Origin of the sequence: Streptomyces sp. NPDC059224 (genome assembly GCF_042754285.1) — a bacterium.
Classification (GTDB): Bacteria; Actinomycetota; Actinomycetes; order Streptomycetales; family Streptomycetaceae; genus Streptomyces.
Window position 1 is genome coordinate 144554 of record NZ_JBHZAN010000002.1, and the last position, 22642, is coordinate 167195.

A 22642-nucleotide genomic window follows, 5' to 3' on the forward strand; every position below is an offset into this window, starting at 1 on the left:
GACCGGGACACGGTCCGTCCGCCGGCCGGGGCTCAGCGCTTCTTGGCGGCGCCCTTCGGGGTCAGCAGCCGGCTGCCGTTCCAGTCCTTGCCCACGCTGACGCTCTTGGTCTGCGAGAGGCCGGCGGTCGTGGCCGCCTCGCCGATGTCGCTCGGCTCGACGTAGCCGTCACGGCCCGTCTTCGGAGTCAGCAGCAGGATCCAGCCGCCTTCCTCCATGTACGTGACGGCATCCACCAGCGCGTCCGTCAGGTCGCCGTCATCCTCACGGAACCACAGCACCACGGCGTCGGCCACGTCGTCGTAGTCCTCGTCCACCAACTCGGTGCCGATGGTGTCTTCGATGGACTCACGGAGTTCCTGGTCGACGTCGTCGTCGTAGCCGATCTCCTGGACCACCTGGTCTGGCTGGAACCCCAGCCTGACGGCAGGGGTGGTCCGCTCCTCCGCGTGGTCCGCGGTCGCGCTCACGGGTTGCCTCCTGATCATGTCTTGTTGATTAACTCAGCCACGCGCGTGCGCGAAGCATTGGCCGTAGTCCACACGGGCGGGACGGATCGCGCAAGTACCCGGCCGTTCAGACCGCCGAAACGGTGACGATCCCGGCCGTGTCGCCGCAACTCCCGGCACCGTATCGCAGTCAGGTGTGGCACACACCACTCCCTTTTGCCCGCAATGTTCCTTTCGGAATCATCCTCACATACGACGGTCGAACGAGTTTGCCAAGCGCGTCACACCTCGGGCGTATCGTTGCGTTTTGGCCGGGACCGAGTTACCTCGCGGTAGAGATGACGTGCGCTGCCACGGGGTGGACGATGGACAGCGGTGCGGTGGAAACGCAGGGACGTGCGGGAAATCGCAGGAAAACGCAGGTAATCATTGCCCCTCTGACAGGTAAGGAACAGCGTGGCTTCCGGATCCGATCGCAACCCGATCATCATTGGCGGCCTTCCGAGTCAGGTTCCTGACTTCGATCCCGAGGAAACCCAGGAGTGGCTCGACTCGCTCGACGCCGCCGTGGACGAGCGCGGCCGGGAACGGGCCCGTTATCTGATGCTCCGCCTGATCGAGCGCGCCCGCGAGCGGCGGGTGGCCGTGCCCGAGATGCGCAGCTCGGACTACGTCAACACGATCCCCACGCGCGCGGAGCCGTTCTTCCCGGGCAACGAGGAGATCGAGCGCAAAATCCTCAACGCGACCCGCTGGAACGCGGCCGTCATGGTGTCCCGCGCCCAGCGTCCGGGCATCGGCGTCGGCGGTCACATCGCGACCTTCGCCTCCTCCGCGTCCCTCTACGACGTCGGCTTCAACCACTTCTTCCGCGGCAAGGACGACGGCCGCGGCGGCGACCAGGTCTTCTTCCAGGGCCACGCCTCTCCCGGCATCTACGCGCGCGCCTTCCTGCTCGACCGGCTCGGCGAGGAGCAGCTGGACGGCTTCCGCCAGGAGAAGTCGAAATACCCGAACGGCCTCTCCAGCTACCCGCACCCGCGCTCGATGCCGGACTTCTGGGAGTTCCCGACGGTGTCGATGGGCCTCGGCCCGATCGGCGCTATCTACCAGGCGCGGATGAACCGCTACATGCACGCGCGCGGGATCGCCGACACCTCGGATTCGCACGTCTGGGCGTTCCTCGGCGACGGCGAGATGGACGAGCCGGAGTCGCTCGGCCAGCTGTCCATCGCCGCGCGTGAGGGCCTGGACAACCTGACCTTCGTGGTCAACTGCAACCTCCAGCGGCTCGACGGCCCGGTCCGCGGCAACGGCAAGATCATCCAGGAGCTGGAGTCGGTCTTCCGGGGCGCCGGCTGGAACGTGATCAAACTGGTCTGGGACCGCACCTGGGACCCGCTGCTCGCCCAGGACCGCGACGGCGTCCTGGTCAACCGGATGAACACGACCCCGGACGGGCAGTTCCAGACCTACGCCACCGAGTCCGGCGCGTACATCCGCGACCACTTCTTCGGCGACGACCAGCGGCTGCGCGCCATGGTCGAGCACATGACCGACGACCAGATCCTGCACCTGGGCCGCGGCGGCCACGACCACCGCAAGATCTACGCGGCGTTCAAGCAGGCCACCGAGCACCGGGGTCAGCCCACGGTCATCCTGGCCAAGACGATCAAGGGCTGGACCCTGGGCCCCAACTTCGAGGGCCGCAACGCCACGCACCAGATGAAGAAGCTGACGGTCGCCGACCTCAAGGGCTTCCGGGACCGGCTGCACCTTCCGATCTCCGACCAGGAGCTGGAGTCCGGCCTGCCGCCGTACTACCACCCGGGCCGGAACTCGGAGGAGATCCAGTACATGCACGACCGGCGCAAGGGGCTCGGCGGCTACGTCCCGACCCGCGTCGTGCGCTCCCGGCCACTCGCCCTGCCGGACGAGAAGGTGTACGCGACCGTGAAGAAGGGCACCGGCCAGCAGTCCATCGCGACCACCATGGCCTTTGTCCGTCTCCTCAAGGACCTCATGCGGGACAAGGAACTCGGCCGCCGTTTCGTACTGATCGCGCCGGACGAGTACCGCACCTTCGGCATGGACTCCTTCTTCCCGAGTGCGAAGATCTACAACCCGCTCGGCCAGCAGTACGAGTCGGTGGACCGCGACCTGCTGCTCGCCTACAAGGAGTCGCCGACCGGCCAGATGCTGCACGACGGCATCTCCGAGGCCGGCTGCACCGCCTCCCTGATCGCGGCGGGCTCCGCCTACGCCACCCACGGCGAGCCGCTCATCCCGGTCTACGTCTTCTACTCGATGTTCGGTTTCCAGCGCACCGGCGACCAGTTCTGGCAGATGGCCGACCAGCTGGCGCGTGGTTTCGTCCTGGGCGCGACCGCCGGCCGTACGACGCTGACCGGTGAGGGCCTCCAGCACGCCGACGGCCACTCCCAGCTGCTCGCCTCGACGAACCCGGGCTGCGTGGCCTACGACCCGGCGTACTCGTACGAGATCGCGCACATCGTCCAGGACGGCCTGCGCCGCATGTACGGCGGCGACGCCGAGCACCCGCACGGCGAGGACGTCTTCTACTACCTGACCGTCTACAACGAGCCGATCCAGCACCCGGCCGAGCCGGCCGACGTGGACGTCGACGGCATCCTCAAGGGCATCCACCGGATCAGCGCGGGCACCGAGGGCACCGTCCCGGCGCAGGTCATGGCGTCCGGTGTCGCGGTCCCGTGGGCGATCGAGGCGCAGCGGATCCTCGCCGCCGACTGGAACGTGAAGGCCGACGTCTGGTCCGCCACCTCCTGGAACGAGCTGCGGCGCGAGGCCGTGGCGTGCGAGGAGCACAATCTCCTGCACCCGGAGGAGGAACAGCGCACCCCGTACGTGACGCGCAAGCTGAGCGGCGCCGAGGGTCCGTTCGTGGCCGTGTCCGACTGGATGCGATCGGTTCCGGACCAGATCGCGCGCTGGGTGCCGGGCACGTACCAGTCGCTGGGTGCCGACGGCTTCGGCTTCGCCGACACGCGCGGCGCGGCACGCAGGTTCTTCCACATCGACGCGCAGTCGATCGTGGTCGCGGTGCTGACCGAGCTGGCCCGCGAGGGCAGGCTGGACCGTTCGGTGCTCAAGCAGGCCATCGACCGGTACCAGTTGCTGGACGTGACGGCGGCGCACCCGGGCGCGGCGGGCGGCGACGCGTAGCCGCTGCGCTCGGCTTCGGCCGGGACGGGTGGGGGGACAGCGGGGAACTGCGGCCACGTCGTGGCTGGTCGCGCAGTTCCCCGCGCCCCTTCGGGGGCGCGACGACGCTTACGATGCCCGCATGGAGCGACAGTCCGCGCAAGCGCGTTGGGAGGAGCTGACCCAACGGCCGTTGCTGGCACTCGCGGTGGCCTTCGCCATCGCCTACGCGCTGCCGATCGTGGACGGTTCGGCCGGGCACACCCTCACCGCCGCGTGCACGGGCGCGGAGTGGGTGGTGTGGGGTTCGTTCGCCGTGGACTACCTGGTGCGGCTCGCCCTGGCGCCCCGGCGCAGGGAGTTCGTGCGCACGCACTGGATGGACCTGTGCGCGGTGGTGCTGCCGCTGCTCCAGCCGCTGCGGCTGCTGCGGCTCGTCGCGACGCTGACACTGGTGGGCCGGCGGGCCCGGATGGCCTCGCAGATCCGGCTGACGACGTACGTGGTGGGCGCGGTCGTCGGGCTGCTGATGTTCGGGTCGCTGGCCGTGCTCTCGGTGGAGCGGGACTCCCCCGACGGGAACATCCGCACACTGGGTGACGCCCTGTGGTGGTCGTTCACGACGATGACGACCGTGGGGTACGGCGACCACGCCCCGACGACCGGGCTGGGCCGGATGATCGCGGTCGGCCTGATGCTGTCCGGGATCGCCCTGCTGGGTGTGGTGACCGCGAACATCGCCACCTGGTTCATCGCCCGGTTCGAGAAGGACGATGTGGAGGAGCGCCGGCAGACGGAGGCGATCGCCTCACTGACCGAGGAGGTCCGGGCGCTCAGGGCCGAGGTGGCGGCGTTGCGCCCGTCGGCGCCGGCGGGGTGCCCGGCGTGCCCCGTACAAGGGGCGGACAACTGCGCGGCAGGCCCCCGCCGGTCGACGGCCTAGACCGACACGCCCGCCAGCCAGAACAGCGCCAGCAGTGTGTCGATCGCCCCGAGCACCACCGCCACCAGCGCCGGTATGGAACTCCTCGGGTTCCACACCCGGCCCATGGAGAGCCAGCCGCACACGAGTGCCGCCGGCCCGAGCACGATCCCGAGGGCGAAGAAACCGACCACGGCGAAGATCGTGCCGATGATTCCGAGCGTGCCACGGTCCAGCCCGTCCCGCATACCTGTGCGGCCGCGTGAACGGGGGTACCCACGTGTTCGTTGGCCGAAGCTCGCCATCATCAACTCCCTGGTCTCCATGGACTGTTCGGGTGTGATGACCGGGTACCCCTGTTCCGCGCCGGCAGACCTGCCGGTGCGCTGCCCCCCTCCAGCAGCGCGCCGCGGCCCCGTCGCCCTCCCATGCTCTGCGGAGGACTTGACCCACTGTGACCTGCGGCGCGTGCCGAGTGCGAGGAATCCGTGGCGGCGTCACCCTGATAGGGGAATCCCGCCGGAGGAAGACGGGCATATCGGGCGCTTCGGTGCGCTGAACCCGCGTCAGACGTGTCCGACGCCCGCGCCGGCCTCCGCGTTCTCGCCGCGCTTGGTGAGCAGCGCGACCAGGATCGCGACCGCCGCGACGCCCGCCGCGACCAGCGAGGCGAGGCTCATGCCGGAGATGAACGTGTCGTGGGCGACGTCGGAGATCTTCGCGGCGATCTCCGCGGGCGTGCCGTCGGCGACCGGCGCGACACCGACCTGGACCGCTTCGGAGGCCTGCGCCAGCTGTGCGCCGGTCAGCTTCGGCAGCCCCGCGCCGGCCCAGTTGCCCGGCAGGTCGCTGTCGACCTTGGAGGCCATCACGGCGCCCAGCACGGCCGTACCGAGGCTGCCGCCGATCTGCATCGCGGCCTGCTGGAGGCCGCCGGCCACACCGGACAGCTCCATCGCCGCGTTGCCGACGATGACCTCGGTGGCGCCGACCATGACCGGCGCGAGACCGAGACCGAGCAGGGCGAACCAGATGGACATCAGGCCGCTGCCGGTGTCCGCCTTCAGGGTGGACATGCCGTACATGGCGATCGCGGTGGCCGCCATGCCGCCGGCCAGCGGGATCCGCGGGCCGAGCTTGGTGATCGCGGCACCGGCCAGCGGGGAGCCGACGATCATCATGCCGGTGAGCGGGAGCAGGTGGAGACCGGCGTCGACCGGGTCCATGCCGTGCACGTTCTGCAAATAGAAGGTCACGAAGAACAGGCCGCCCATGAAGGCGATGGCCATCAGGACCATGAGCACGACGCCCGCCGAGAGCGGGACCGAGCGGAACAGGCCGAGCGGGATCAGCGGCTCCTTGACCTTCGTCTCCCAGAAGGAGAAGAGGGCGAAGCCCAGCACCGACGCGGCCATGAAGGTCCACGTCCTGCCGTCGCCCCAGCCCCAGCTCGGCGCCTTGATGAGCGCCCAGACCAGGCAGAACATGGCGCCGGAGAGCAGGGCGATGCCGAGCAGGTCGAAGGAGCGCGGGGCGTTCTCGGCGCGGTGGTCGAGCAGCATGACCACGCCGAGGACGAGGGCGAGCAGGCCGACCGGCACGTTGATGAAGAACACCGACTGCCAGCTGACGTGCTGCACCAGCACGCCGCCGAGGATCGGGCCGCCCGCGGTGGAGGCGCCGATGACCATGCCCCAGATGCCGATCGCCATGTTCAGCTTCTCGGCCGGGAAGGTGGCCCGCAGCAGGCCGAGCGCGGCCGGCATCAGCAGCGCGCCGAACAGACCCTGGAAGACACGGAAGGTGACGACCAGGCCGATGCTGTCGGACAGGCCGATGGCGCCCGAGGCGGCGGCGAAGCCGACGACGCCGATCAGGAAGGTCTGCCGGTGGCCGAAGCGGTCACCCAGCTTGCCCGCGGTGATCAGGGAGACCGCGAGGGCGAGGAAGTAGCCGTTGGTGATCCACTGCACCTGGGCGAAGGTGGCGCCGAGGTCCTTCTGGATCGCCGGGTTGGCGATGGCCACGATGGTGCCGTCGAGGGCGACCATCATGACCCCGACGGCGACGGTGATCAGCGTGAACCAGGGGTGGCCGCGCAGGCCGGAGGCCGGCGGCTGTTCCGGCAGGGCTGCAGGTGGTGCGTCCCCCGAACCCGCCGTGTCGATCGTGGTCTGACTAGTCATACCGTCGAGGCTAGTGACAGCCACTGACAGTTGACAAACGAAATCACTAGTCAGTAACTGTCAGACATGGAAACGCTGCGCGAACGCAAGAAACAGCGCACCCGGGACGCGCTGCTGCGCAATGCGCTGGAGCTGTTCGTGACCCGGGGGTACGAGCACACGACCGTCGACGAGATCGCCGAGTCCGTCGACGTCTCGCAGCGCACCTTCTTCCGCTACTTCGCCAGCAAGGAGGACGTGGCCTTCTTCGTGCCACGGCTCACCGAGGCGCACTACGTCGAGTCGGTGCGCCGGCGCCCGGCCGGGGAGACCCCGCTGGAGGCGCTGCGCCGGTCCGTCGTGGACAGCTGGGACACCATCGAGGAGGCCGTCGAGCGGTACGTCCCGGTGGAGCTGCTGATGCGCACGTACAGGATGATCGAGGCGACGCCGGCCCTGTTCGCCGCCCATCTGCGGCGCCAGTCGGAGACGGAGGAGGAGATAGCGCGGATCGTCGCCGAGCGGGAGGGCGTCGACCCGGACACCGACCCCCGGCCCCGGCTCGTGGTCGCCGTGTTCGGCGCGGTGATCCGGGTGACCGAGCGGCAGTGGTCGGTCGGCGACGACTTCAGCGTCACGGCGATCCGCGAACTCACCGCGTCGTACCTCGATCAGATGGGGCCGGCGCTCACCGGGAACTGGCGCGAGAGCCCCGTGGGCCGGGACAGGCCGCAGGAGGCGTGATGAGCCACACGCGGGCCGAAACGTGATACCTGTCACTCGGTTACCGTGAGACCCCTTCGTTCTCCTAGTGTGTCCTCCCAGTGACTTCCTTCGACACCTCCCCGCCACTGAACGTCTGGCGCGCACTGCTCGCCCTGGCCGTGGTGTTCGTGATGCTCGCGACCACCGGCTGGACGGCCATGCGCGCGCACCGCGAGACCACCGCCCTGCAGACCTCCCTCAGCAAGTGGGAGCACGGCAGGGTGCACGGCCTGCGCCTGCCGGACCCGAAGGCGTCCCCCGCGCTGCTCGGCCGCTTCTTCGCCACGCTCACCGCGCAGGAGCGGAGCCGGCTCGCGCACCGCTACCCGCTCGCGGTCGGCAACATGAACGGCGCGCCGGCCGCCCTGCGTTACCGGGCCAACCGCATCGCCCTCGACCAGCAGCGGGCCGTCGACAAGCACCGCATGCACGACCCACGGCTCAGCGCGGCCGGACAGCAGGACGCCGGGCGCCGCATGCACCGTTACGAGGCCCTGATGGCCAAGGGCCGGCAGATCCTCGCCTTCGACCCGGACGGCAGCGGGCGGGTCGCCGAGGTGTTCGGCGATCTCACCAGGGCCGAGCGGATCTCCGTCGTCGTCCCCGGGGTCGACACCGACCTGCTCACCTTCCAGCGGACGAACCGTCAGTACACCGCCCCGGTGGGCATGGCCAAGGCGCTGTACTCGGCGGAGCACACGGCGAGCCCCTCGACCCGCACGGCGGTGATCGCCTGGGCCGACTACACCGCGCCCGACGGACTCGGCGTGGGCGCGGCGACCGGCTCGGCGGCCGAGCAGGGCGCCGTGCGCCTCGACGCGCTGCTGCGGGCGCTGCCCGGTGAGGCGCCGGTGTCGATGTTCTGTCACAGCTACGGCTCGGTGGTCTGCGGGGTGGCCGCGCACGACATGCCGGACCGGGTGTCCGACATAGCCGTGGCCGCCAGCCCCGGGATGCGGGTCGAGAACGCCTCGCACCTGGGCACCTCCGCCCGGGTGTGGTCGATGCGGGACGCCACCGACTGGATCCAGGACGTCCCCTACCTGGAGTTCGGCGGACTCGGCCACGGCGCCGACCCCGTCTCCTCCTCCTTCGGGGCACGGGTGCTGTCGGCGCACGACGCACAGGGGCACGCCGGCTACTTCGAGCCGGGCACGGACAGCCTGCGCAATCTCGCCGACATCGGGGTTGGCGCGTATGACGCGGTGACGTGTGCCCACGACGGGTGCCGGGCGGGTTTGTCCGGCACGTCGATGGCCGGACGCGCGTAGAGACAGCAGGAAGTGCGGTATGCGCGGGGATGGGACTGAGAAGCACGTGCCGCATACGATGAGCCGCATGGGTGACGTACTGGCCGGATTTCATGCCGCCTGGGAGTTCGAGTCCGACTCCGTGCTCATCCGCTATGAACGGGGGATTCGAACACCCAGGCTCTTCCAGACGCTGGGGGAACGCCGGGTGCCGTTCGCCGCGCTCACGGGGGTGACGCTCGCTCCGGGCAAACGGGGCACCGTGGTCCTGCGCGCCGAGCCGCGCCCGGGCGCTGATCCCCTGATGGAGGCGGCCGCCGGCCAGCTCAAGGACGGCAGCGACCCCTACCGGCTCGTCCTCCCCGCGGAGCGGGAGACGCTCGCGGAGTACTACGCCGACGAACTGCGGCCGCTGCTCACCGGGTCCGCGTCCGAACCGGCCGAGAGGTTCCTGGTGGCCGCGCCGGAGCCGCCCCGGCAGTTCAAGGCGTACGACGGCAAGGCGAGCTTCGACGGCAAGGCCGTGCACTTCCGCTGGTCGTGGACGGGCGCCTCGACCGCGAAGTGGAAGGCCGGCGACCAGCGGTTCGCGGTGGCCGACCTCGGGGGCGTGGAATGGCGGTCCCCGGAGGTCTTCGAGGGGCATCTGCGGCTGCTGCGCCGCACGGACCTCACGGGGGCGGCGCCGCCGGTACCGGCCGACCAGGACCCGGCGACCGTGGTCTTCGGGCTCGGGTACGGGCCGGTGCACGAGTCGCTGCCGTTCGCCGCGGCGGTCCTGGAGGCGGTACGGGCCAAGGGCGGGGCCGCGCTGCCGGCGTCGGCCGGCCGGCGGGACCCCGCCGACATCGCGGAGCGGATTCGCCATCTGGGCGAACTGCACGAGGCGGGGCTGGTCACGGACGAGGAGTTCGCCGCGAAGAAGGCGGAGCTGCTGGCGGAGCTGTGAGCCGCGGTGGTTCGACAGGGACGGTTCAGCTGCCGCCCGTCTCGTAGAAGCTGATCTTCCGGTCCAGCACCGACAGGGTGTCGTGCAGTTCGGCGATGCGGGACACGACGTCCCTGCGCGTCTGTTCCAGCAGCTCCCTGCGCTCCGCGTAGGTGCCGTCGCCCTCCCGCACCAGCTCGGCGTAGCGGACCATGTCCGCCACCGGCATCCCGGTCAGCCGGAGCTTGGTCACGAAGTCCAGCCAGTCCAGGTCGCTGTTGCTGTAGCGGCGCTGGCCGGTGTGGGAGCGGTCGATGTGGGACATCAGCCCGATCCGCTCGTACCAGCGCAGGGTGTGGGCGGTCAGTCCGGTGAAGGCGACGACCTCGCTGATCGTGTAGCGGTCCTGGCCCTCGGGGCGCGGGTGCCGGCGGGGCGGGGCGGAACAGATGTCGGCGGGTGCGCGGTCGGACTGCCGAGTGGGGGCCGCGGTCGAGGTCTGCATCACCGTCATGACCCAACGCTATGACCTTCGAGTGCGCTCCAAGCAAGCGGAACCCGGCAAGACGGTAAGAATGCGCGCGACGCGGGCGCCGGCCGGTGACTAGCGTGCGGGGGTATGAGTCTCGTACGTCGCGCCAGGCCCGAGGACGCACCCGAAGTGCTGCGGCTGCGCCAGATCATGATCGACGCCCTGCCCGGCGGGGACACCGCCACCGGCTGGCACACGCCGGCGCTGCCGGGGCTCCGGGAGAAGCTGGGCGAGCCGGACGGGGACTTCGCCGCGTTCGTCGTCGACCACCCGGACCGGCCCGACGCACTGGCCGCGCTGGTCGCCGGGACCGTCGACTACCGGATCGGCAAGGCGTCCAGTCCGCACGGCCGCTCCGGGTACGTCTTCAGTGTGGCCACCGACCCGGACGCGCGCCGCCGCGGGTACGCGCGCGCGTGCATGGCGGAACTGCTGGCCTGGTTCCGCGAGCGGGGCGCCGGGCAGGTCATGCTGACCGCGTCCGCCGAGGCCGAGTCCCTCTACGCCTCGCTCGGCTTCGTCCACAAGCCGGACCCCACGATGACCCTGACACTCTGATCCCCTTAGGCTCGTCCGCATGTCCTTGCGGAGCCTTGCGTTGATCGAGAACTGGCCGGTCCCCACCGCCGCGGCGGGTGCCGTCCGGGCCGACGGGACGGTCCTCGGCACCCACGGTCCGGCCGGGCAGCGCTTCGCGCTGGCCTCCGTGACCAAGCCGCTCGCCGCGTACGCGGTGCTCGTCGCGTACGAGGAGGGGGCGGTCGAGCTCGACGAACCGGCCGGTCCCGAGGGGTCGACGGTACGGCATCTGCTCGCGCACACCTCGGGGCTGGCCTTCGACGAACACCGGGTGACGGCGCCGCCCGGGGAGCGGCGGCTGTACTCCAACGCCGGGTTCGAGGTGCTCGGGGACCATGTCGCCAAGGCGACGGAGATCCCGTTCGGCGAGTACCTGCGGCAGGCGGTGCTGGAGCCGCTGGGCATGACGTCGACGGCCCTGGACGGATCGCCGGCGAAGGACGGCGTGTCCTCGGTCCTGGACCTGCTCCGCTTCGCGGCGGAGTTGCAGGCGCCGCGGCTGCTGGATCCGCGGACGGTGGCGGAGGCGACGCTGACCGTCCAGTACCCGGGGACCAAGGGCGTGTTGCCCGGGTACGGCCACCAGAACCCGAACGACTGGGGGCTCGGCTTCGAGATCAGGGACGCCAAGTCCCCGCACTGGACGGGGTCCTCGTCCTCTCCCCGCACCTTCGGCCACTTCGGCCAGTCGGGCACGTTCCTGTGGGTGGACCCCGAAGTGGGCGTGGCGTGCGCCGCTCTGACGGACCGCCCGTTCGGCCCCTGGGCAGTCGGGGCGTGGCCGGCGTTCACGGATTCTGTACTGACGGAGCTGCCCGGCTGAGCCCTGCCGGACCCGGCGCTTCCCAGGTGCCGCCCCAGCCGCACGACCGCCCGCGGCTCCGCGGCCCCGTGAGGGCCGCGGGGAACTGCGAACGGCCCCCACCGGGCCCGCGGTGGACAACGGCCGTCGCTACCCGGCCATCTCCCACAGCAACAACTCCGCGTCCGTGATCCCCGACGCGTCCAGGTCCTTCGCCTCGGCGATCCGCACCGAGTCCCCCGGACCCAGCCGCTCCGCACCCACCCGTACCTCCCCCCGCACCACGTGCGCGTACACGTACGCCCCGTCCGGGACCGCCGTCCGCTCCCCCGCCGCCAGCCGGCGGACGTGCAGCATCGCCGCCGCCTCCGGGACCGCGTACGGCGTCGAGTCGGCGATGCCGCGGACGGTCTCGTACGACGGCTCACCGCCGGGCCGCACCGGCGCCAGCCACATCTGCACGAACACCAGCGGCCCGGCCCCGTCGTTGCGCTCGACATGGCGGACGCCCCCCGCCGAGCTGAGCCGCTGCACGTCCCCCCGGCGCACCACCGTCTCGTTGCCCGCCGAGTCCCGGTGGGTCAGTTCGCCCTCCACCACCCAGGTCACGATCTCGGTGTGGCTGTGCGGATGCTCGCCGAAGCCGGCGCCCGGGGCCAGCCGCTCCTCGTTGCACGCGATGATCGAGCCGAAGCGGAGGTTGTCGGGGTCGTAGTGCGGTCCGAAGGAGAAGGCGTGGCGGGAGTCGATTCCGGCCGCCGGGTCTCCTCCGGGGTAGCGTTCGGCCGCGCGCCGTACGTCCATCACAGCACCACCGTAGACCGCAGTCGGCACCCGGCGGCGCATGCTCCCGTCCGGATAAGGCACTCTTGTCCCCGTGCCCGAACCCGTAACGCGCAAGTCCGACCCCTCGGCTCATGCAGTCCACCAGCACTCCGCGACCCTGAAGCGGCTGGAGCAGTCGTCCGGCAGCCTCGCCGCCCAGGCCATCGCGCGGATGGACGAGACCCTGCCGTGGTACCGGGCCATGCCCCCGGAGAACCGCTCCTGGATCGGGCTGGTCGCCCAGGCGGGTATCGCGGCCTTCACCGAGTGGTTCCGGCACCCCGACGCGCCCCAGGCCATCTCCACCGACGTCTTCGGGACCGCCCCGCGCGAGCTGACCCGGGCGATCACGCTGCGGCAGACCGTGGAGATGGTGCGCACGACGATCGAGGTCATGGAGAGCGCCATCGACGAGGTGGCGGCCCCCGGCGACGAGAGCGTGCTGCGCGAGGCGCTGCTGGTCTATGCCCGGGAGATCGCCTTCGCCACCGCCCAGGTGTACGCGCAGGCCGCCGAGGCACGGGGTGCCTGGGACGCCCGGCTGGAGTCGCTGGTGGTCAACGCGGTGCTGAGCGGGGAGGCGGACGAGGGCGCGGTGAGCAGGGCGGCCGCGCTGGGCTGGAACTCTCCCGAGCACGTGTGCGTCGTGCTCGGTACCGCGCCCGACGGGGACAGCGAGCTGACCGTGGAGGCGATCCGGCGGGCCGCCCGGCACGCCAAGCTGCAGGTGCTCACCGGGGTGCTCGGGGACCGGCTCGTGGTCATCGCGGGCGGCAACGACAACCCGCTGGCCGTGGCCAAGTCGCTGATCGGGCCCTATGCCGCCGGGCCGGTGGTCGCGGGGCCCGTCGTACCCGATCTGCTGGCCGCCACCCGGTCCGCGCAGGCCGCCGCCGCGGGGCTGAAGGCCTGTTCCGCCTGGCAGGACGCACCGCGGCCGGTACTGGCGGACGATCTGCTTCCGGAGCGCGCCATGGCGGGCGATCCGGGCGCGCGCGAGCAACTGGTGGAGGAGATCTACAGACCGCTGGAAGAAGCGGGCTCGGCGCTGCTGGAAACACTGAGCGTCTATCTGGAACAGGCCAGCAGCCTGGAGGGCGCGGCCCGAATGCTCTTCGTTCACCCGAACACCGTGCGCTACCGGCTCCGACGTGTGACTGACGTCACCGGATGGTCGCCCTCGGATGTACGATCCGCCTTCACGCTGCGGATCGCACTGATCCTGGGGCGTCTGGTCGATGGAGATCCCCAACCATAGGATTTTGTCGGGGGTCCACAAAACCCCCTCGTGTTCTTCGTCCCTGTCCCCACGGGCGGCCGTGGGGCTCCCCAAGAGAGAGTGTGAGAGTGCTCGTACTCGTCGCTCCCGGCCAGGGCGCCCAGACGCCTGGCTTCCTGACCCCCTGGCTCGAACTCCCCGGTGCCCAGGACCGTTTGCGTGAATGGTCCGACGTCATCGGGCTCGATCTGGTGCACTACGGCACGAACGCCGACGCGGACGAGATCCGGGACACCGCGATCGCGCAGCCGCTGCTCGTCGCCGCCGGCCTCCTGTCCGGCACGGCACTCGGTGCCATTGCGGACATCGCGCCGGGCGCGGTCGCGGGGCACAGCGTCGGTGAGATCACCGCCGCCGCCTTCGCGGGCGTCCTGACCGACGTCGAGGCGCTGAGCCTGGTCCGCAGGCGCGGTCTGGCGATGGCCGAGGCCGCCGCGATCACCCGGACCGGCATGTCGGCGCTGCTCGGCGGCGACCCGGACGTCTCGGTCGCGCACCTGGAGAAGCTGGGCCTGACCCCGGCGAACATCAACGGCGCGGGGCAGATCGTCGCCGCGGGCACGCTGGAGCAGCTCGCCGCGCTGAACGAGGACAAGCCCGAGGGCGTCCGCAAGGTCGTCGCCCTCAAGGTCGCCGGCGCCTTCCACACGCACCACATGGCCCCCGCCGTCGACACGCTGGCCGAGGCCGCCGCCAAGCTCGCGCCCGCCGACCCGAAACTCACCTACGTCTCCAACCGGGACGGGCGCGCCGTCGCCTCCGGCGGCGAGATCGTGGAGCGGCTGGTCGGGCAGGTCGCCAACCCGGTCCGCTGGGACCTGTGCATGGAGACCTTCAAGGAGCTCGGCGTGACCGCCCTCCTGGAGGTGTGCCCCGGCGGCACCCTGACCGGCCTGGCCAAGCGCGCGCTGCCCGGCGTGAAGACGCTCGCCCTGAAGACCCCCGACGACCTCGACGCGGCCCGCGAGCTCATCGCCGAGCACAGCTGAAATTAGGAGCCCACAGCGATGTCGAAGATCAAGCCCAGCAAGGGTGCCCCGTACGCGCGCATCCTCGGCGTCGGCGGCTACCGCCCGACCCGCGTGGTGCCCAACGAGGTGATCCTGGAGACGATCGACTCGTCCGACGAGTGGATCCGGTCGCGTTCCGGCATCGAGACCCGGCACTGGGCGAGCCCCGAGGAGACGGTCGCCGCGATGTCCATCGAGGCGTCCGGCAAGGCGATCGCGGACGCGGGCATCTCCGCCGAGCAGATCGGTGCCGTGGTGGTCTCGACGGTCTCGCACTTCAGCCAGACTCCGGCCGTGGCGACCGAGATCGCCGACCGGCTCGGCACGAACAAGGCCGCCGCCTTCGACATCTCCGCCGGCTGCGCGGGCTTCGGCTACGGCCTCACCCTCGCCAAGGGCATGGTGGTGGAGGGTTCCGCCGAGTACGTGCTCGTCATCGGCGTGGAGCGGCTCAGCGACCTGACGGACCTGGAGGACCGCGCCACGGCCTTCCTGTTCGGCGACGGCGCGGGCGCGGTCGTGGTCGGCCCCTCGCAGGAGCCGGCGATCGGCCCGACCGTGTGGGGCTCCGAGGGCGACAAGTCGGAGACCATCAAGCAGACCGTCCCGTGGGACCGTTTCCGGATCGGTGACGTCTCGGAGCTCCCGCTGGACAGCCAGGGCAACGTCAAGTTCCCGGCGATCACGCAGGAGGGCCAGGCGGTGTTCCGCTGGGCCGTGTTCGAGATGGCGAAGGTCGCCCAGGAGGCGCTGGACGCGGCCGGAATCAGCGCGGACGACCTGGACGTCTTCATCCCGCACCAGGCCAATGTGCGGATCATCGACTCGATGGTGAAGACTCTCAAGCTGCCGGAGCACGTCACGGTCGCCCGTGACATCCGCACCACCGGCAACACCTCGGCCGCCTCGATCCCGCTCGCGATGGAGCGGCTCCTGGCGACCGGCGAGGCGAAGAGCGGCGACACCGCGCTCGTCATCGGGTTCGGGGCGGGTCTCGTCTACGCCGCCACTGTCGTTACCCTCCCCTAGGCACTCCGTGCCGGATCATGCGTCCGGTACCGGAACCGCCGCCAGCAACACCGCAGCAACCGTCTGGAACATCTAAGAAGGAGCGCCTGACATGGCCGCCACTGAGAAGGAGATCGTCGACGGTCTCGCCGAGATCGTGAACGAGATCGCCGGGATCCCCGTGGAGGACGTCCAGCTGGACAAGTCCTTCACCGACGACCTGGACGTCGACTCGCTGTCCATGGTCGAGGTCGTCGTCGCCGCCGAAGAGCGCTTCGACGTCAAGATCCCGGACGAGGACGTCAAGAACCTGAAGACCGTCGGGGACGCCACGAACTACATCCTCACGCACCAGGCCTGAGACGTTCACTAGTCTCCGGCTGTAATGCCCCGCCACCCGGCGGTGGCGCCGTCGAATCCCGTATCCGTTGGAGAAAGAATTCCCGTGAGCCCGACCAATCGCACCGTGGTCGTCACCGGTATCGGCGCAACCACACCGCTGGGTGGCGACGCAGCTTCGTTCTGGGAGGCCCTGACCGCCGGCAAGTCCGGTGTCCGCCTCCTGGAGCAGGACTGGGCGGCCGAGCTGCCCGTCCGTATCGCGGCGCAGATCGCCGTCGAACCGGGCGAGATCATCCCGCGCCCGCAGGCCCGCAAGCTGGACCGGTCCGCGCAGTTCGCGCTGATCGCCGCCCAGGAGGCCTGGAAGGACGCCGGCTTCACCGCCAAGGCCGGTGAGGACGCGTCCGCCAACCCCGACCGGGTCGGCGCCGTGATCGCCTCGGGCATCGGCGGCGTCACGACCCTGCTCGACCAGTACGACGTGCTCAAGGAGAAGGGCGTTCGCCGCGTCTCCCCGCACACCGTGCCGATGCTGATGCCCAACTCGCCCGCCGCCAACGTCGGTATCGAGCTGGGTGCGCGGGCCGGTGTGCACACGCCCGTGTCGGCCTGCGCCTCCGGCGCCGAGGCCATCGGGTACGCCATCGAGATGATCCGCACCGGGCGTGCGGACATCGTCGTGGCCGGCGGCACGGAGGCGGCGATCCACCCGCTGCCGATCGTCGCGTTCGGCAACATGATGGCGATGTCCAAGAACAACGACGACCCCGAGGGCGCGTCGCGTCCCTACGACTCAGGCCGTGACGGCTTCGTCCTCGGTGAGGGCGCGGGCGTGATCGTCCTGGAGTCCGAGGAACACGCGAAGGCGCGCGGAGCGCGGATCTACGTCGAGGCGGTCGGGCAGGGCATCTCCGCCGACGCGCACCACATCACGCAGCCGGAGCCGTCGGGCAACGGCATCGCGCACGCGCTGCAGAACCTGCTCGACAACACGGATCTGAAGCCGGCCGAGATCGTGCACGTCAACGCGCACGCGACGTCGACGCCGCAGGGTGACGTGGCCGAGATCAAGGCGCTGCGCAAGGTGTTCGGCGACGACGTCGACCACATGGCCATCTCGGCGACCAAGTCGATGACGGGTCACCTGCTGGGTGGCGCCGGTGGTATCGAGACGGTCGCGTCGATCCTGGCGCTGGTCACCCGTACGGCTCCGCCGACCATCAACCTGGACAACCTCGACCCCGAGGTCAACGCGGACGTGGTGGCGGGCAAGGCGCGCCAGCTGCCCGAGGGGCGGATCGCCGTGCTGAACGACTCGTTCGGGTTCGGTGGCCACAACGTGGCGCTGGCGTTCCGGACGATCTGACTGAGGCCGTTCTGAAAGCTGTGGCCCGGACTCCGTGACGGAGTCCGGGCCACCGTGCGTCGTGCCGTCGGCTGACCGCCGTCAGACCACCTGGTGGAGCCAGCGGACCGGCGCGCCCTCGCCCGCGTAGCGGAACGGCTCCAGTTCGTCGTCCCAGGGCTTGCCGAGGAGTTTGGCGATCTCGGCCTCCAGGTCGGTCTCCCCGCGCTGTGAGCGGGTCATCGCGGCCCTCAGACGGTCCTCCGGGATCAGGATGTCGCCGTGGATCCCGGTGACCGCGTGGAAGATGCCGAGATCGGGCGTGCAGCTGTACCGCTCGCCCTCGGCCTTGGCGCAGGGCTCGGCCGTGACCTCGAAGCGCAGCAGGTGCCAGCCGCGCAGCGCGGAGGCCAGTTTGGAGGCCGTGCCGACCTCGCCCTGCCAGGAGAACTCGGAGCGCCAGGTGCCGGGGGCGGCCGGCTGGCGGATCCAGTCGAGGTTGACGCGCGTGCCCAGCACCCCGGCGACGGCCCACTCGACGTGCGGGCACAGCGCGCGCGGCGCGGAGTGCACGTACAGAACTCCACGTGTCGTCACCGGAACCTCCGGGCAGAGCGGGACATCTTGCTGGCTGGCTGGCGGCCGTGACACGACGGCCGCGTTGATGGCGAGGCTACCGTGCGGCGACACAAGGAGTGTGACGTACCGTCGGTCCCGCTGCCAGGAAACCCCTGCCATTCACCCAGGGGGACGCTTGTACGGGGGCGGACCGTTGCAGGGCGGGGGGCGGGAACTCCCGTGCGTTGTTATGGAGGGGGACGAACCAGTCGACGGAGAGGACCAGCGGGGTATGCGCAAGCAGCGGCGCCGGCGTTCGCGTGCCCTGATCGGTGTCGTCGTCGCGGCCGCCGCGCTGGCGCTGGCCGGGTGCGACGTGATCGGCGGCTCGTCGCCGGGGGGCGACGGCGGACGGAAGCAGGCCCCCCGGGCCGTGCCGGTGTGGGACCGCAGCCCGGCCTCGATCGCGGCCGTCGGCGACTCCATCACCCGTGGTTTCGACGCGTGCACGGTGCTCTCGGACTGCCCGGAGGTGTCCTGGGCGACCGGCACCAGCGAGCAGGTGGACAGCCTGGCGGTGCGGCTGCTGGGGCGGGCGAAGGCGGCGGACCACAGCTGGAACTACGCGGTGACCGGGGCCCGGATGGCGGACCTGTCCGGGCAGATGGCGGACGCGGTGGTGCGCAGGCCGCAGTTGGTGACGGTGATGGCGGGGGCGAACGACGCCTGCCGTACGTCGGTGTCCGCGATGACGTCCGTGACGGCCTTCCGTGCCCAGTTCGAGGACGCCCTGGGCACGCTGCGCAAGTCGCTGCCGAAGACGCAGGTGTACGTGTCGAGCGTGCCGAACCTGAAGCGGCTGTGGTCGCAGGGGCGGAGCAGTCCGCTGGGCAAGCAGATCTGGAAGCTGGGCATCTGCCCGTCGATGCTGGGCGACGCGGACAACCTGACCGGTGCGGCGACCGTGCGCCGGGACCGGGTGCAGCAGCGGGTCGAGGACTACAACAAGGTGCTGGCGGAGGTCTGCGCCAAGGACCGGCGGTGCCGGTTCGACGGCGGGGCCGTGTACGAGTACCGCTTCGGCACGGATCAGCTGAGTCACTGGGACTGGTTCCACCCGAGCACCAACGGTCAGTCGAAGCTCGCGGCGATCGCCTACCGGACCATCACGGCGGCGAACCCGGTGGACTAGACCCTTGGCTTAGGGTTTCCCTCATGAGCGAACTTTTCGGCACACTTTCCGACGGCACCGAGGTGCACCGCTGGACGCTGGAGCGCGCGGGGACCCGGGTGCGGATCCTGTCGTACGGCGGAATCGTGCAGTCGGTCGAGGTCCCGGACCGGGACGGGCGGACGGCGGACGTGGTGCTGGGGTTCAGCGGCCTGGACGGCTACCTGGACCACCCGGGCCCGTACTTCGGCGCCCTGGTCGGCCGCTACGCCAACCGGATCGCGCAGGCCCGCTTCCCGCTGGACGGCGTGACCTACGCCCTGGAGCCGAACAACGGGCCCAACTCCCTGCACGGCGGGGCCAACGGCTTCGACAAGCGGGTGTGGGACGTGGCGGCCGTCGAGCACGGGGTACGGCTGACCCGGGTGAGCCCGCACGGGGAGGAGGGCTTCCCGGGGCGGCTGGAGCTCGCGGTGACGTACACGCTGGACGCGTCCGGCGCGCTGCGCATCTCCTACGAGGCGGTCACCGACGCGCCGACCGTCGTGAACCTCACCAACCACGGCTACTTCAACCTCGCGGGCTCGGGGAACACGGGCGGCCATGAACTGCGGATCGCCGCCTCCCGGTACACGCCCGTCGACGGTGACCTGATCCCGACCGGGGTCCTGGCCGACGTCTCCGGCTCGCGTTTCGACTTCCGTACGGCCCGCAAGGTGGGCTCCGGCTACGACCACAACCTGGTCCTCGACAAGGGCGTCACCGGCTCCCCCGCCGAGATCGCCGAGCTGCACGACCCGGGCTCCGGCCGCACCCTGACCGTGGCCACCACCGAACCCGGCGTCCAGCTCTACACCGCCGAGCACCTGAGCGGCCCGTTCGCCCCGGGCGACGGCATCGCCCTGGAGACCCAGCACTTCCCGGACTCCCCCAACCGCCCGGAGTTCCCGAGCACCCGCCTGGACCCGGGCGCGGTGTACCGCTCGGAGACGGTGTACGGCTTCGGGGTACGGGACTGACCGGAGAACCGCAAGCCCCGGTCCAGGGGTCAGGTCCCGGACCGGGGCTGCTCAGGGGGGACGGGTCCCGGCTCAGACCCTAGCCGCGGCCGGCAGCCGGCGGCCGGTGATCGCCCACCCCACAGCTATCCCGTACGAACCCTTCACAAACACGCCCGCCGGCCGTCGCTCCTTCCGGACCCGCCGGAATGCGGCCCGGTCGCGCCCCGGGGCGTGGACCGTCCCGCGCCCCACAGGCGATACTGCGGCCCGAACGGCACCACGCACCCCACTGCGACGGAAGGCCATCTCCCGTGAATTCGCTGCGTGTTCGGATCGGTGTTCTTGGAATCGCCCTGCTGGCCGGGGCGCTCGCCCCGGGCGCCGCTCACGCGGCCACCGCGCCCTGCCCGACCGTCGAGGAGCAGCGGCTGGACCTGGCCGTGCCGCAGGAGATACTCCGGCGGTCCGGGTTCGACTCCGTGGCGCCGGAGTTCGCCCGGGCGCTCGGCGGGGCGCGCTCGTACGCCCAGGCCCGGCGGATCGCCGTACGGGACGGGTCCGCGTTGTGGCGGCGGGCCGTGGACCGGGCTCAGGGGCGGGGGCCGGTCTCGGGCGACCTCAGCCGGGACGACGACCGGCCGCTGTACTGGGCGCGGCTCGGGATGACCCGGGACGTGCGCACCTGGGAGCCGGGGTTCGGGCTGAGCGGGCGGCAGCGCGCGGCGCTGCTCGACGTCCTGGAGCGGACCTCGCGCGGGCAGACCGACATCCGGTATCCCGGCAAGGGCGAGCGGCGGATCCTGGTCACCGGGTTCGACCCCTTCACGCTCGACCGGGACATCCGGATCTCCAACCCGTCCGGGGCGAGCGCGCTGGCCCTGGACGGTACGGTCGTACGGACCGCGCGGGGACCCGCACGGGTGGAGACGGCCGTCTTCCCGGTGCGCTGGGACGACTTCGCGCGGGGGACCGTGGAGCGGACGCTGCGGCCGTACCTGCCGACGGTGGACCTGTTCACGACCGTGAGCCAGGGGCGGGTCGGGAGGTTCGACGTGGAGCGGACCAACGGGGCCTGGCGGGGCGGGTTCCCCGACAACGACACCGTGAGCCGGACGGAGACCGTCCCGGTCGCCGACCCGGCCTCGCAGCCGCAGTGGACGACCACGACCCTGCCGTACGCGGCGATCACGGCGGCGCGGACCGGGCGGTTCCCGGTGTACGACCACACCGAGGTCACCGAGATCCCCGCGGGCGGCACGGAGGCCGTCGTACGGGCGGACGGGCCCACTCCCGGGTCCACGGCACGGGCCGGGGGCGGCGGGGACTACCTGTCCAACGAGATCGCCTACCGGGCCACGCTGCTGCGCGACCGGCTGGGGCTGCACGACGGCCTGCCCGGCGGGCACGTGCACACGCCGGTGCTGCAGTTCGGCGCCGGGAACACCACCGAGGTGACCGATCCGGAGTTCGTGCGCAACCGGGTGGACATCATCGACCAGGTGCGGGCGATCGTGACCGTGGCGGCTGACGCGGGCTTCAGGAAGTGATCCGCCGGTCCCGGTCCCGGTCCGGGTCCTGATCCGGGTCCTCCTGCGCCGTCTCCTCGCCCAGCAGGTCGCGGGCGAGGAGGGTGGCGCCCGCGACCGCGCCCGGCATCAGGAAGACCGCGACGAAGGGGACCAGGAAGGCGAGGCCCAGCGGGGTGCCGAAGCCCCACACCAGGGTCTTGCGGGAGCGCAGCAGGGTGAGCCGGGCCCGCAGGTCGACGCCCCGGCGCTGGAGGGCGACGGCGGCGAGTTCCTCGGTGAGGAAGAAGCCGGTCACGAAGAAGCCGACGACCGGTACGACGGTCTGCCCGACGAGGGGCAGGAAGCCGAGGGCGAACAGCAGCAGGCCCCACAGGCCGGCCCGGACCAGCACGCGCAGGCTGTCGCGGGCCGAGATCCACAGCTCGCGCCAGAACGGCAGTCCGGACTCGGGCGCGGTGCCGTCCGGCGAGACGTCCGCGTCGACCTTCTCGGAGAGGCTCTCGTAGAAGGGCTGGCCTATCAGCAGTGTGACGGCGGTGAAGGTGAGGACGGCGAGCAGCAGGCCGAGGGCGAAGAGCACGGCGGTGAGGAAGCCGCGGAAGAGGCCGGGCCAGGGGCTGGACCAGTCGTCGGCGAACGGGGTGGCCCAGGCGACGAAGTCCTCCCCCCACAGCGCGAGGGCGACCAGCGCCGCCGCGTAGAGGACGAGGGCGATCAGGCCGGGCAGCAGGCCGAAACCGTACTGCTTGCCGTGCCGGCCGACCCACCGCTGGCCCTTGAGCAGATATCCGAAGCCCACCCCGAGATCACGCATGGCGAAAACTTTACCGGTGCGGTCCCGGGGCACCGTGGGGGCATGGATCCACCGGGACAGTGATGACCCGGACACCTCTTCGGCCACTGTTGAGTCGAACGGGTGCATCCCGCCGTACCGCTTCTCAGGAACCACAGGACAGGGCGTTGTTCACCATGGGAGCTGCTTGCGGCGGCTGGGTTGAG

The 22642-nt window shown here is 71.0% G+C and carries 22 protein-coding genes; 15 read left to right on the forward strand and 7 right to left on the reverse strand.

The annotated features are described in order from the left end of the window. Positions 1 to 32: 32 nt before the first annotated feature. Positions 33 to 470 carry a DUF3052 domain-containing protein gene (locus ACFXI4_RS03070; protein ID WP_351692127.1) on the reverse strand — a complete coding sequence of 146 codons (438 nt, stop codon included), beginning with the start codon at positions 468 to 470 and terminating at the stop codon, positions 33 to 35. A 435-nt stretch (positions 471 to 905) separates the two neighbouring features. Between ACFXI4_RS03070 and aceE the strand changes: the two genes are divergently transcribed. Together aceE and ACFXI4_RS03080 are read left to right on the forward strand one after the other, a co-directional pair. Continuing rightward, the gene (gene aceE / locus ACFXI4_RS03075) at positions 906 to 3653 is read left to right on the forward strand and encodes a pyruvate dehydrogenase (acetyl-transferring), homodimeric type (protein WP_362713180.1); all 2748 of its coding nucleotides are present in this window, start codon (positions 906 to 908) and stop codon (positions 3651 to 3653) included. A 121-nt stretch (positions 3654 to 3774) separates the two neighbouring features. Continuing rightward, positions 3775 to 4575, forward strand: coding sequence for a potassium channel family protein (locus tag ACFXI4_RS03080; RefSeq protein ID WP_384987646.1), 801 nt, complete (start codon positions 3775 to 3777; stop codon positions 4573 to 4575). Here ACFXI4_RS03080 and ACFXI4_RS03085 read toward each other — a convergent pair. After that, entirely contained in the window at positions 4572 to 4862 is a 291-nt protein-coding gene (locus ACFXI4_RS03085; RefSeq protein ID WP_384987901.1) for a small hydrophobic protein, read from the reverse strand. The two genes, ACFXI4_RS03080 and ACFXI4_RS03085, sit on opposite strands and share 4 nt — an antisense overlap. Before the next feature lie 258 nt (positions 4863 to 5120). Then, entirely contained in the window at positions 5121 to 6740 is a 1620-nt protein-coding gene (locus tag ACFXI4_RS03090; protein ID WP_384987648.1) for an MFS transporter, read from the reverse strand. A gap of 66 nt (positions 6741 to 6806) precedes the next feature. Between ACFXI4_RS03090 and ACFXI4_RS03095 the strand changes: the two genes are divergently transcribed. From ACFXI4_RS03095 to ACFXI4_RS03105, 3 genes are all read left to right on the forward strand, one after another. Continuing rightward, complete coding sequence (locus ACFXI4_RS03095; protein ID WP_384987650.1) at positions 6807 to 7463, forward strand: TetR family transcriptional regulator; 657 nt, start codon at positions 6807 to 6809, stop codon at positions 7461 to 7463. 80 nt (positions 7464 to 7543) lie between these two features. Continuing rightward, positions 7544 to 8755: an alpha/beta hydrolase gene (locus tag ACFXI4_RS03100; RefSeq protein ID WP_384987652.1), complete on the forward strand. Its 1212-nt coding sequence runs from the start codon at positions 7544 to 7546 to the stop codon at positions 8753 to 8755. Positions 8756 to 8813: 58 nt separating this feature from the next. Beyond that, on the forward strand, positions 8814 to 9683 hold the full coding sequence (locus tag ACFXI4_RS03105; RefSeq protein WP_384987654.1) for a DUF4429 domain-containing protein: 870 nt from the start codon (positions 8814 to 8816) through the stop codon (positions 9681 to 9683). A 25-nt stretch (positions 9684 to 9708) separates the two neighbouring features. Here ACFXI4_RS03105 and ACFXI4_RS03110 read toward each other — a convergent pair whose 3' ends face one another. Continuing rightward, positions 9709 to 10176 (reverse strand): MerR family transcriptional regulator, encoded by a 468-nt coding sequence (locus ACFXI4_RS03110; RefSeq protein ID WP_384987656.1) that lies wholly within the window; start codon positions 10174 to 10176, stop codon positions 9709 to 9711. 105 nt (positions 10177 to 10281) lie between these two features. Between ACFXI4_RS03110 and ACFXI4_RS03115 the strand changes: the two genes are divergently transcribed. Beyond that, positions 10282 to 10752 carry a GNAT family N-acetyltransferase gene (locus tag ACFXI4_RS03115; protein ID WP_384987658.1) on the forward strand — a complete coding sequence of 157 codons (471 nt, stop codon included), beginning with the start codon at positions 10282 to 10284 and terminating at the stop codon, positions 10750 to 10752. 19 nt (positions 10753 to 10771) lie between these two features. Next, positions 10772 to 11596 carry a serine hydrolase domain-containing protein gene (locus tag ACFXI4_RS03120; protein WP_384987660.1) on the forward strand — a complete coding sequence of 275 codons (825 nt, stop codon included), beginning with the start codon at positions 10772 to 10774 and terminating at the stop codon, positions 11594 to 11596. A 129-nt stretch (positions 11597 to 11725) separates the two neighbouring features. On the opposite strand, the gene ACFXI4_RS03125 is transcribed toward ACFXI4_RS03120, so the two are convergent. Further along, positions 11726 to 12379 carry a pirin family protein gene (locus ACFXI4_RS03125; RefSeq protein ID WP_384987662.1) on the reverse strand — a complete coding sequence of 218 codons (654 nt, stop codon included), beginning with the start codon at positions 12377 to 12379 and terminating at the stop codon, positions 11726 to 11728. A gap of 73 nt (positions 12380 to 12452) precedes the next feature. Between ACFXI4_RS03125 and fasR the strand changes: the two genes are divergently transcribed. The 5 genes from fasR to fabF all read left to right on the forward strand — a co-directional run bounded on the left by fasR (position 12453) and on the right by fabF (position 17405). Continuing rightward, positions 12453 to 13658, forward strand: coding sequence for a fatty acid biosynthesis transcriptional regulator FasR (gene fasR / locus ACFXI4_RS03130; RefSeq protein ID WP_362725252.1), 1206 nt, complete (start codon positions 12453 to 12455; stop codon positions 13656 to 13658). 89 nt (positions 13659 to 13747) lie between these two features. Further along, complete coding sequence (locus ACFXI4_RS03135) at positions 13748 to 14668, forward strand: ACP S-malonyltransferase (RefSeq protein ID WP_384987664.1); 921 nt, start codon at positions 13748 to 13750, stop codon at positions 14666 to 14668. Between the two features lie 18 nt (positions 14669 to 14686). Then, entirely contained in the window at positions 14687 to 15718 is a 1032-nt protein-coding gene (locus ACFXI4_RS03140) for a ketoacyl-ACP synthase III (RefSeq protein ID WP_384987666.1), read from the forward strand. 91 nt (positions 15719 to 15809) lie between these two features. After that, complete coding sequence (locus tag ACFXI4_RS03145) at positions 15810 to 16058, forward strand: acyl carrier protein (RefSeq protein ID WP_351325400.1); 249 nt, start codon at positions 15810 to 15812, stop codon at positions 16056 to 16058. An 84-nt stretch (positions 16059 to 16142) separates the two neighbouring features. Next, positions 16143 to 17405 carry a beta-ketoacyl-ACP synthase II gene (fabF, locus tag ACFXI4_RS03150; RefSeq protein ID WP_384987668.1) on the forward strand — a complete coding sequence of 421 codons (1263 nt, stop codon included), beginning with the start codon at positions 16143 to 16145 and terminating at the stop codon, positions 17403 to 17405. 81 nt (positions 17406 to 17486) lie between these two features. Here fabF and ACFXI4_RS03155 read toward each other — a convergent pair whose 3' ends face one another. Continuing rightward, entirely contained in the window at positions 17487 to 17981 is a 495-nt protein-coding gene (locus ACFXI4_RS03155) for a DUF3145 domain-containing protein (RefSeq protein ID WP_123977426.1), read from the reverse strand. 253 nt (positions 17982 to 18234) lie between these two features. Between ACFXI4_RS03155 and ACFXI4_RS03160 the strand changes: the two genes are divergently transcribed. The 3 genes from ACFXI4_RS03160 to ACFXI4_RS03170 all read left to right on the forward strand — a co-directional run bounded on the left by ACFXI4_RS03160 (position 18235) and on the right by ACFXI4_RS03170 (position 21661). Then, positions 18235 to 19134 carry an SGNH/GDSL hydrolase family protein gene (locus tag ACFXI4_RS03160; RefSeq protein ID WP_384987670.1) on the forward strand — a complete coding sequence of 300 codons (900 nt, stop codon included), beginning with the start codon at positions 18235 to 18237 and terminating at the stop codon, positions 19132 to 19134. 23 nt (positions 19135 to 19157) lie between these two features. Next, on the forward strand, positions 19158 to 20132 hold the full coding sequence (locus tag ACFXI4_RS03165; protein ID WP_384987672.1) for an aldose epimerase family protein: 975 nt from the start codon (positions 19158 to 19160) through the stop codon (positions 20130 to 20132). Between the two features lie 293 nt (positions 20133 to 20425). Continuing rightward, the gene (locus ACFXI4_RS03170; RefSeq protein WP_384987674.1) at positions 20426 to 21661 is read left to right on the forward strand and encodes a pyroglutamyl peptidase; all 1236 of its coding nucleotides are present in this window, start codon (positions 20426 to 20428) and stop codon (positions 21659 to 21661) included. Here ACFXI4_RS03170 and ACFXI4_RS03175 read toward each other — a convergent pair. Then, positions 21651 to 22457 carry an EI24 domain-containing protein gene (locus ACFXI4_RS03175; protein ID WP_384987676.1) on the reverse strand — a complete coding sequence of 269 codons (807 nt, stop codon included), beginning with the start codon at positions 22455 to 22457 and terminating at the stop codon, positions 21651 to 21653. The genes ACFXI4_RS03170 and ACFXI4_RS03175 overlap by 11 nt on opposite strands. Between the last annotated feature and the right edge of the window lie 185 nt (positions 22458 to 22642).

Bases quoted from the DNA above. Each gene is read 5' to 3' on its own strand.
- ACFXI4_RS03110 (WP_384987656.1), bottom strand. From the start codon at position 10,176: ATGACGGTGATGCAGACCTCGACCGCGGCCCCCACTCGGCAGTCCGAC.
- ACFXI4_RS03125 (WP_384987662.1), bottom strand. From the start codon at position 12,379: ATGGACGTACGGCGCGCGGCCGAACGCTACCCCGGAGGAGACCCGGCG.
- ACFXI4_RS03120 (WP_384987660.1), top strand. From the start codon at position 10,772: ATGTCCTTGCGGAGCCTTGCGTTGATCGAGAACTGGCCGGTCCCCACC.
- ACFXI4_RS03145 (WP_351325400.1), top strand. From the start codon at position 15,810: ATGGCCGCCACTGAGAAGGAGATCGTCGACGGTCTCGCCGAGATCGTG.
- ACFXI4_RS03080 (WP_384987646.1), top strand. From the start codon at position 3,775: ATGGAGCGACAGTCCGCGCAAGCGCGTTGGGAGGAGCTGACCCAACGG.
- ACFXI4_RS03140 (WP_384987666.1), top strand. From the start codon at position 14,687: ATGTCGAAGATCAAGCCCAGCAAGGGTGCCCCGTACGCGCGCATCCTC.
- ACFXI4_RS03095 (WP_384987650.1), top strand. From the start codon at position 6,807: ATGGAAACGCTGCGCGAACGCAAGAAACAGCGCACCCGGGACGCGCTG.
- ACFXI4_RS03090 (WP_384987648.1), bottom strand. From the start codon at position 6,740: ATGACTAGTCAGACCACGATCGACACGGCGGGTTCGGGGGACGCACCA.
- ACFXI4_RS03160 (WP_384987670.1), top strand. From the start codon at position 18,235: ATGCGCAAGCAGCGGCGCCGGCGTTCGCGTGCCCTGATCGGTGTCGTC.
- ACFXI4_RS03175 (WP_384987676.1), bottom strand. From the start codon at position 22,457: ATGCGTGATCTCGGGGTGGGCTTCGGATATCTGCTCAAGGGCCAGCGG.
- ACFXI4_RS03115 (WP_384987658.1), top strand. From the start codon at position 10,282: ATGAGTCTCGTACGTCGCGCCAGGCCCGAGGACGCACCCGAAGTGCTG.
- ACFXI4_RS03105 (WP_384987654.1), top strand. From the start codon at position 8,814: ATGAGCCGCATGGGTGACGTACTGGCCGGATTTCATGCCGCCTGGGAG.
- ACFXI4_RS03085 (WP_384987901.1), bottom strand. From the start codon at position 4,862: ATGATGGCGAGCTTCGGCCAACGAACACGTGGGTACCCCCGTTCACGC.
- ACFXI4_RS03165 (WP_384987672.1), top strand. From the start codon at position 19,158: ATGAGCGAACTTTTCGGCACACTTTCCGACGGCACCGAGGTGCACCGC.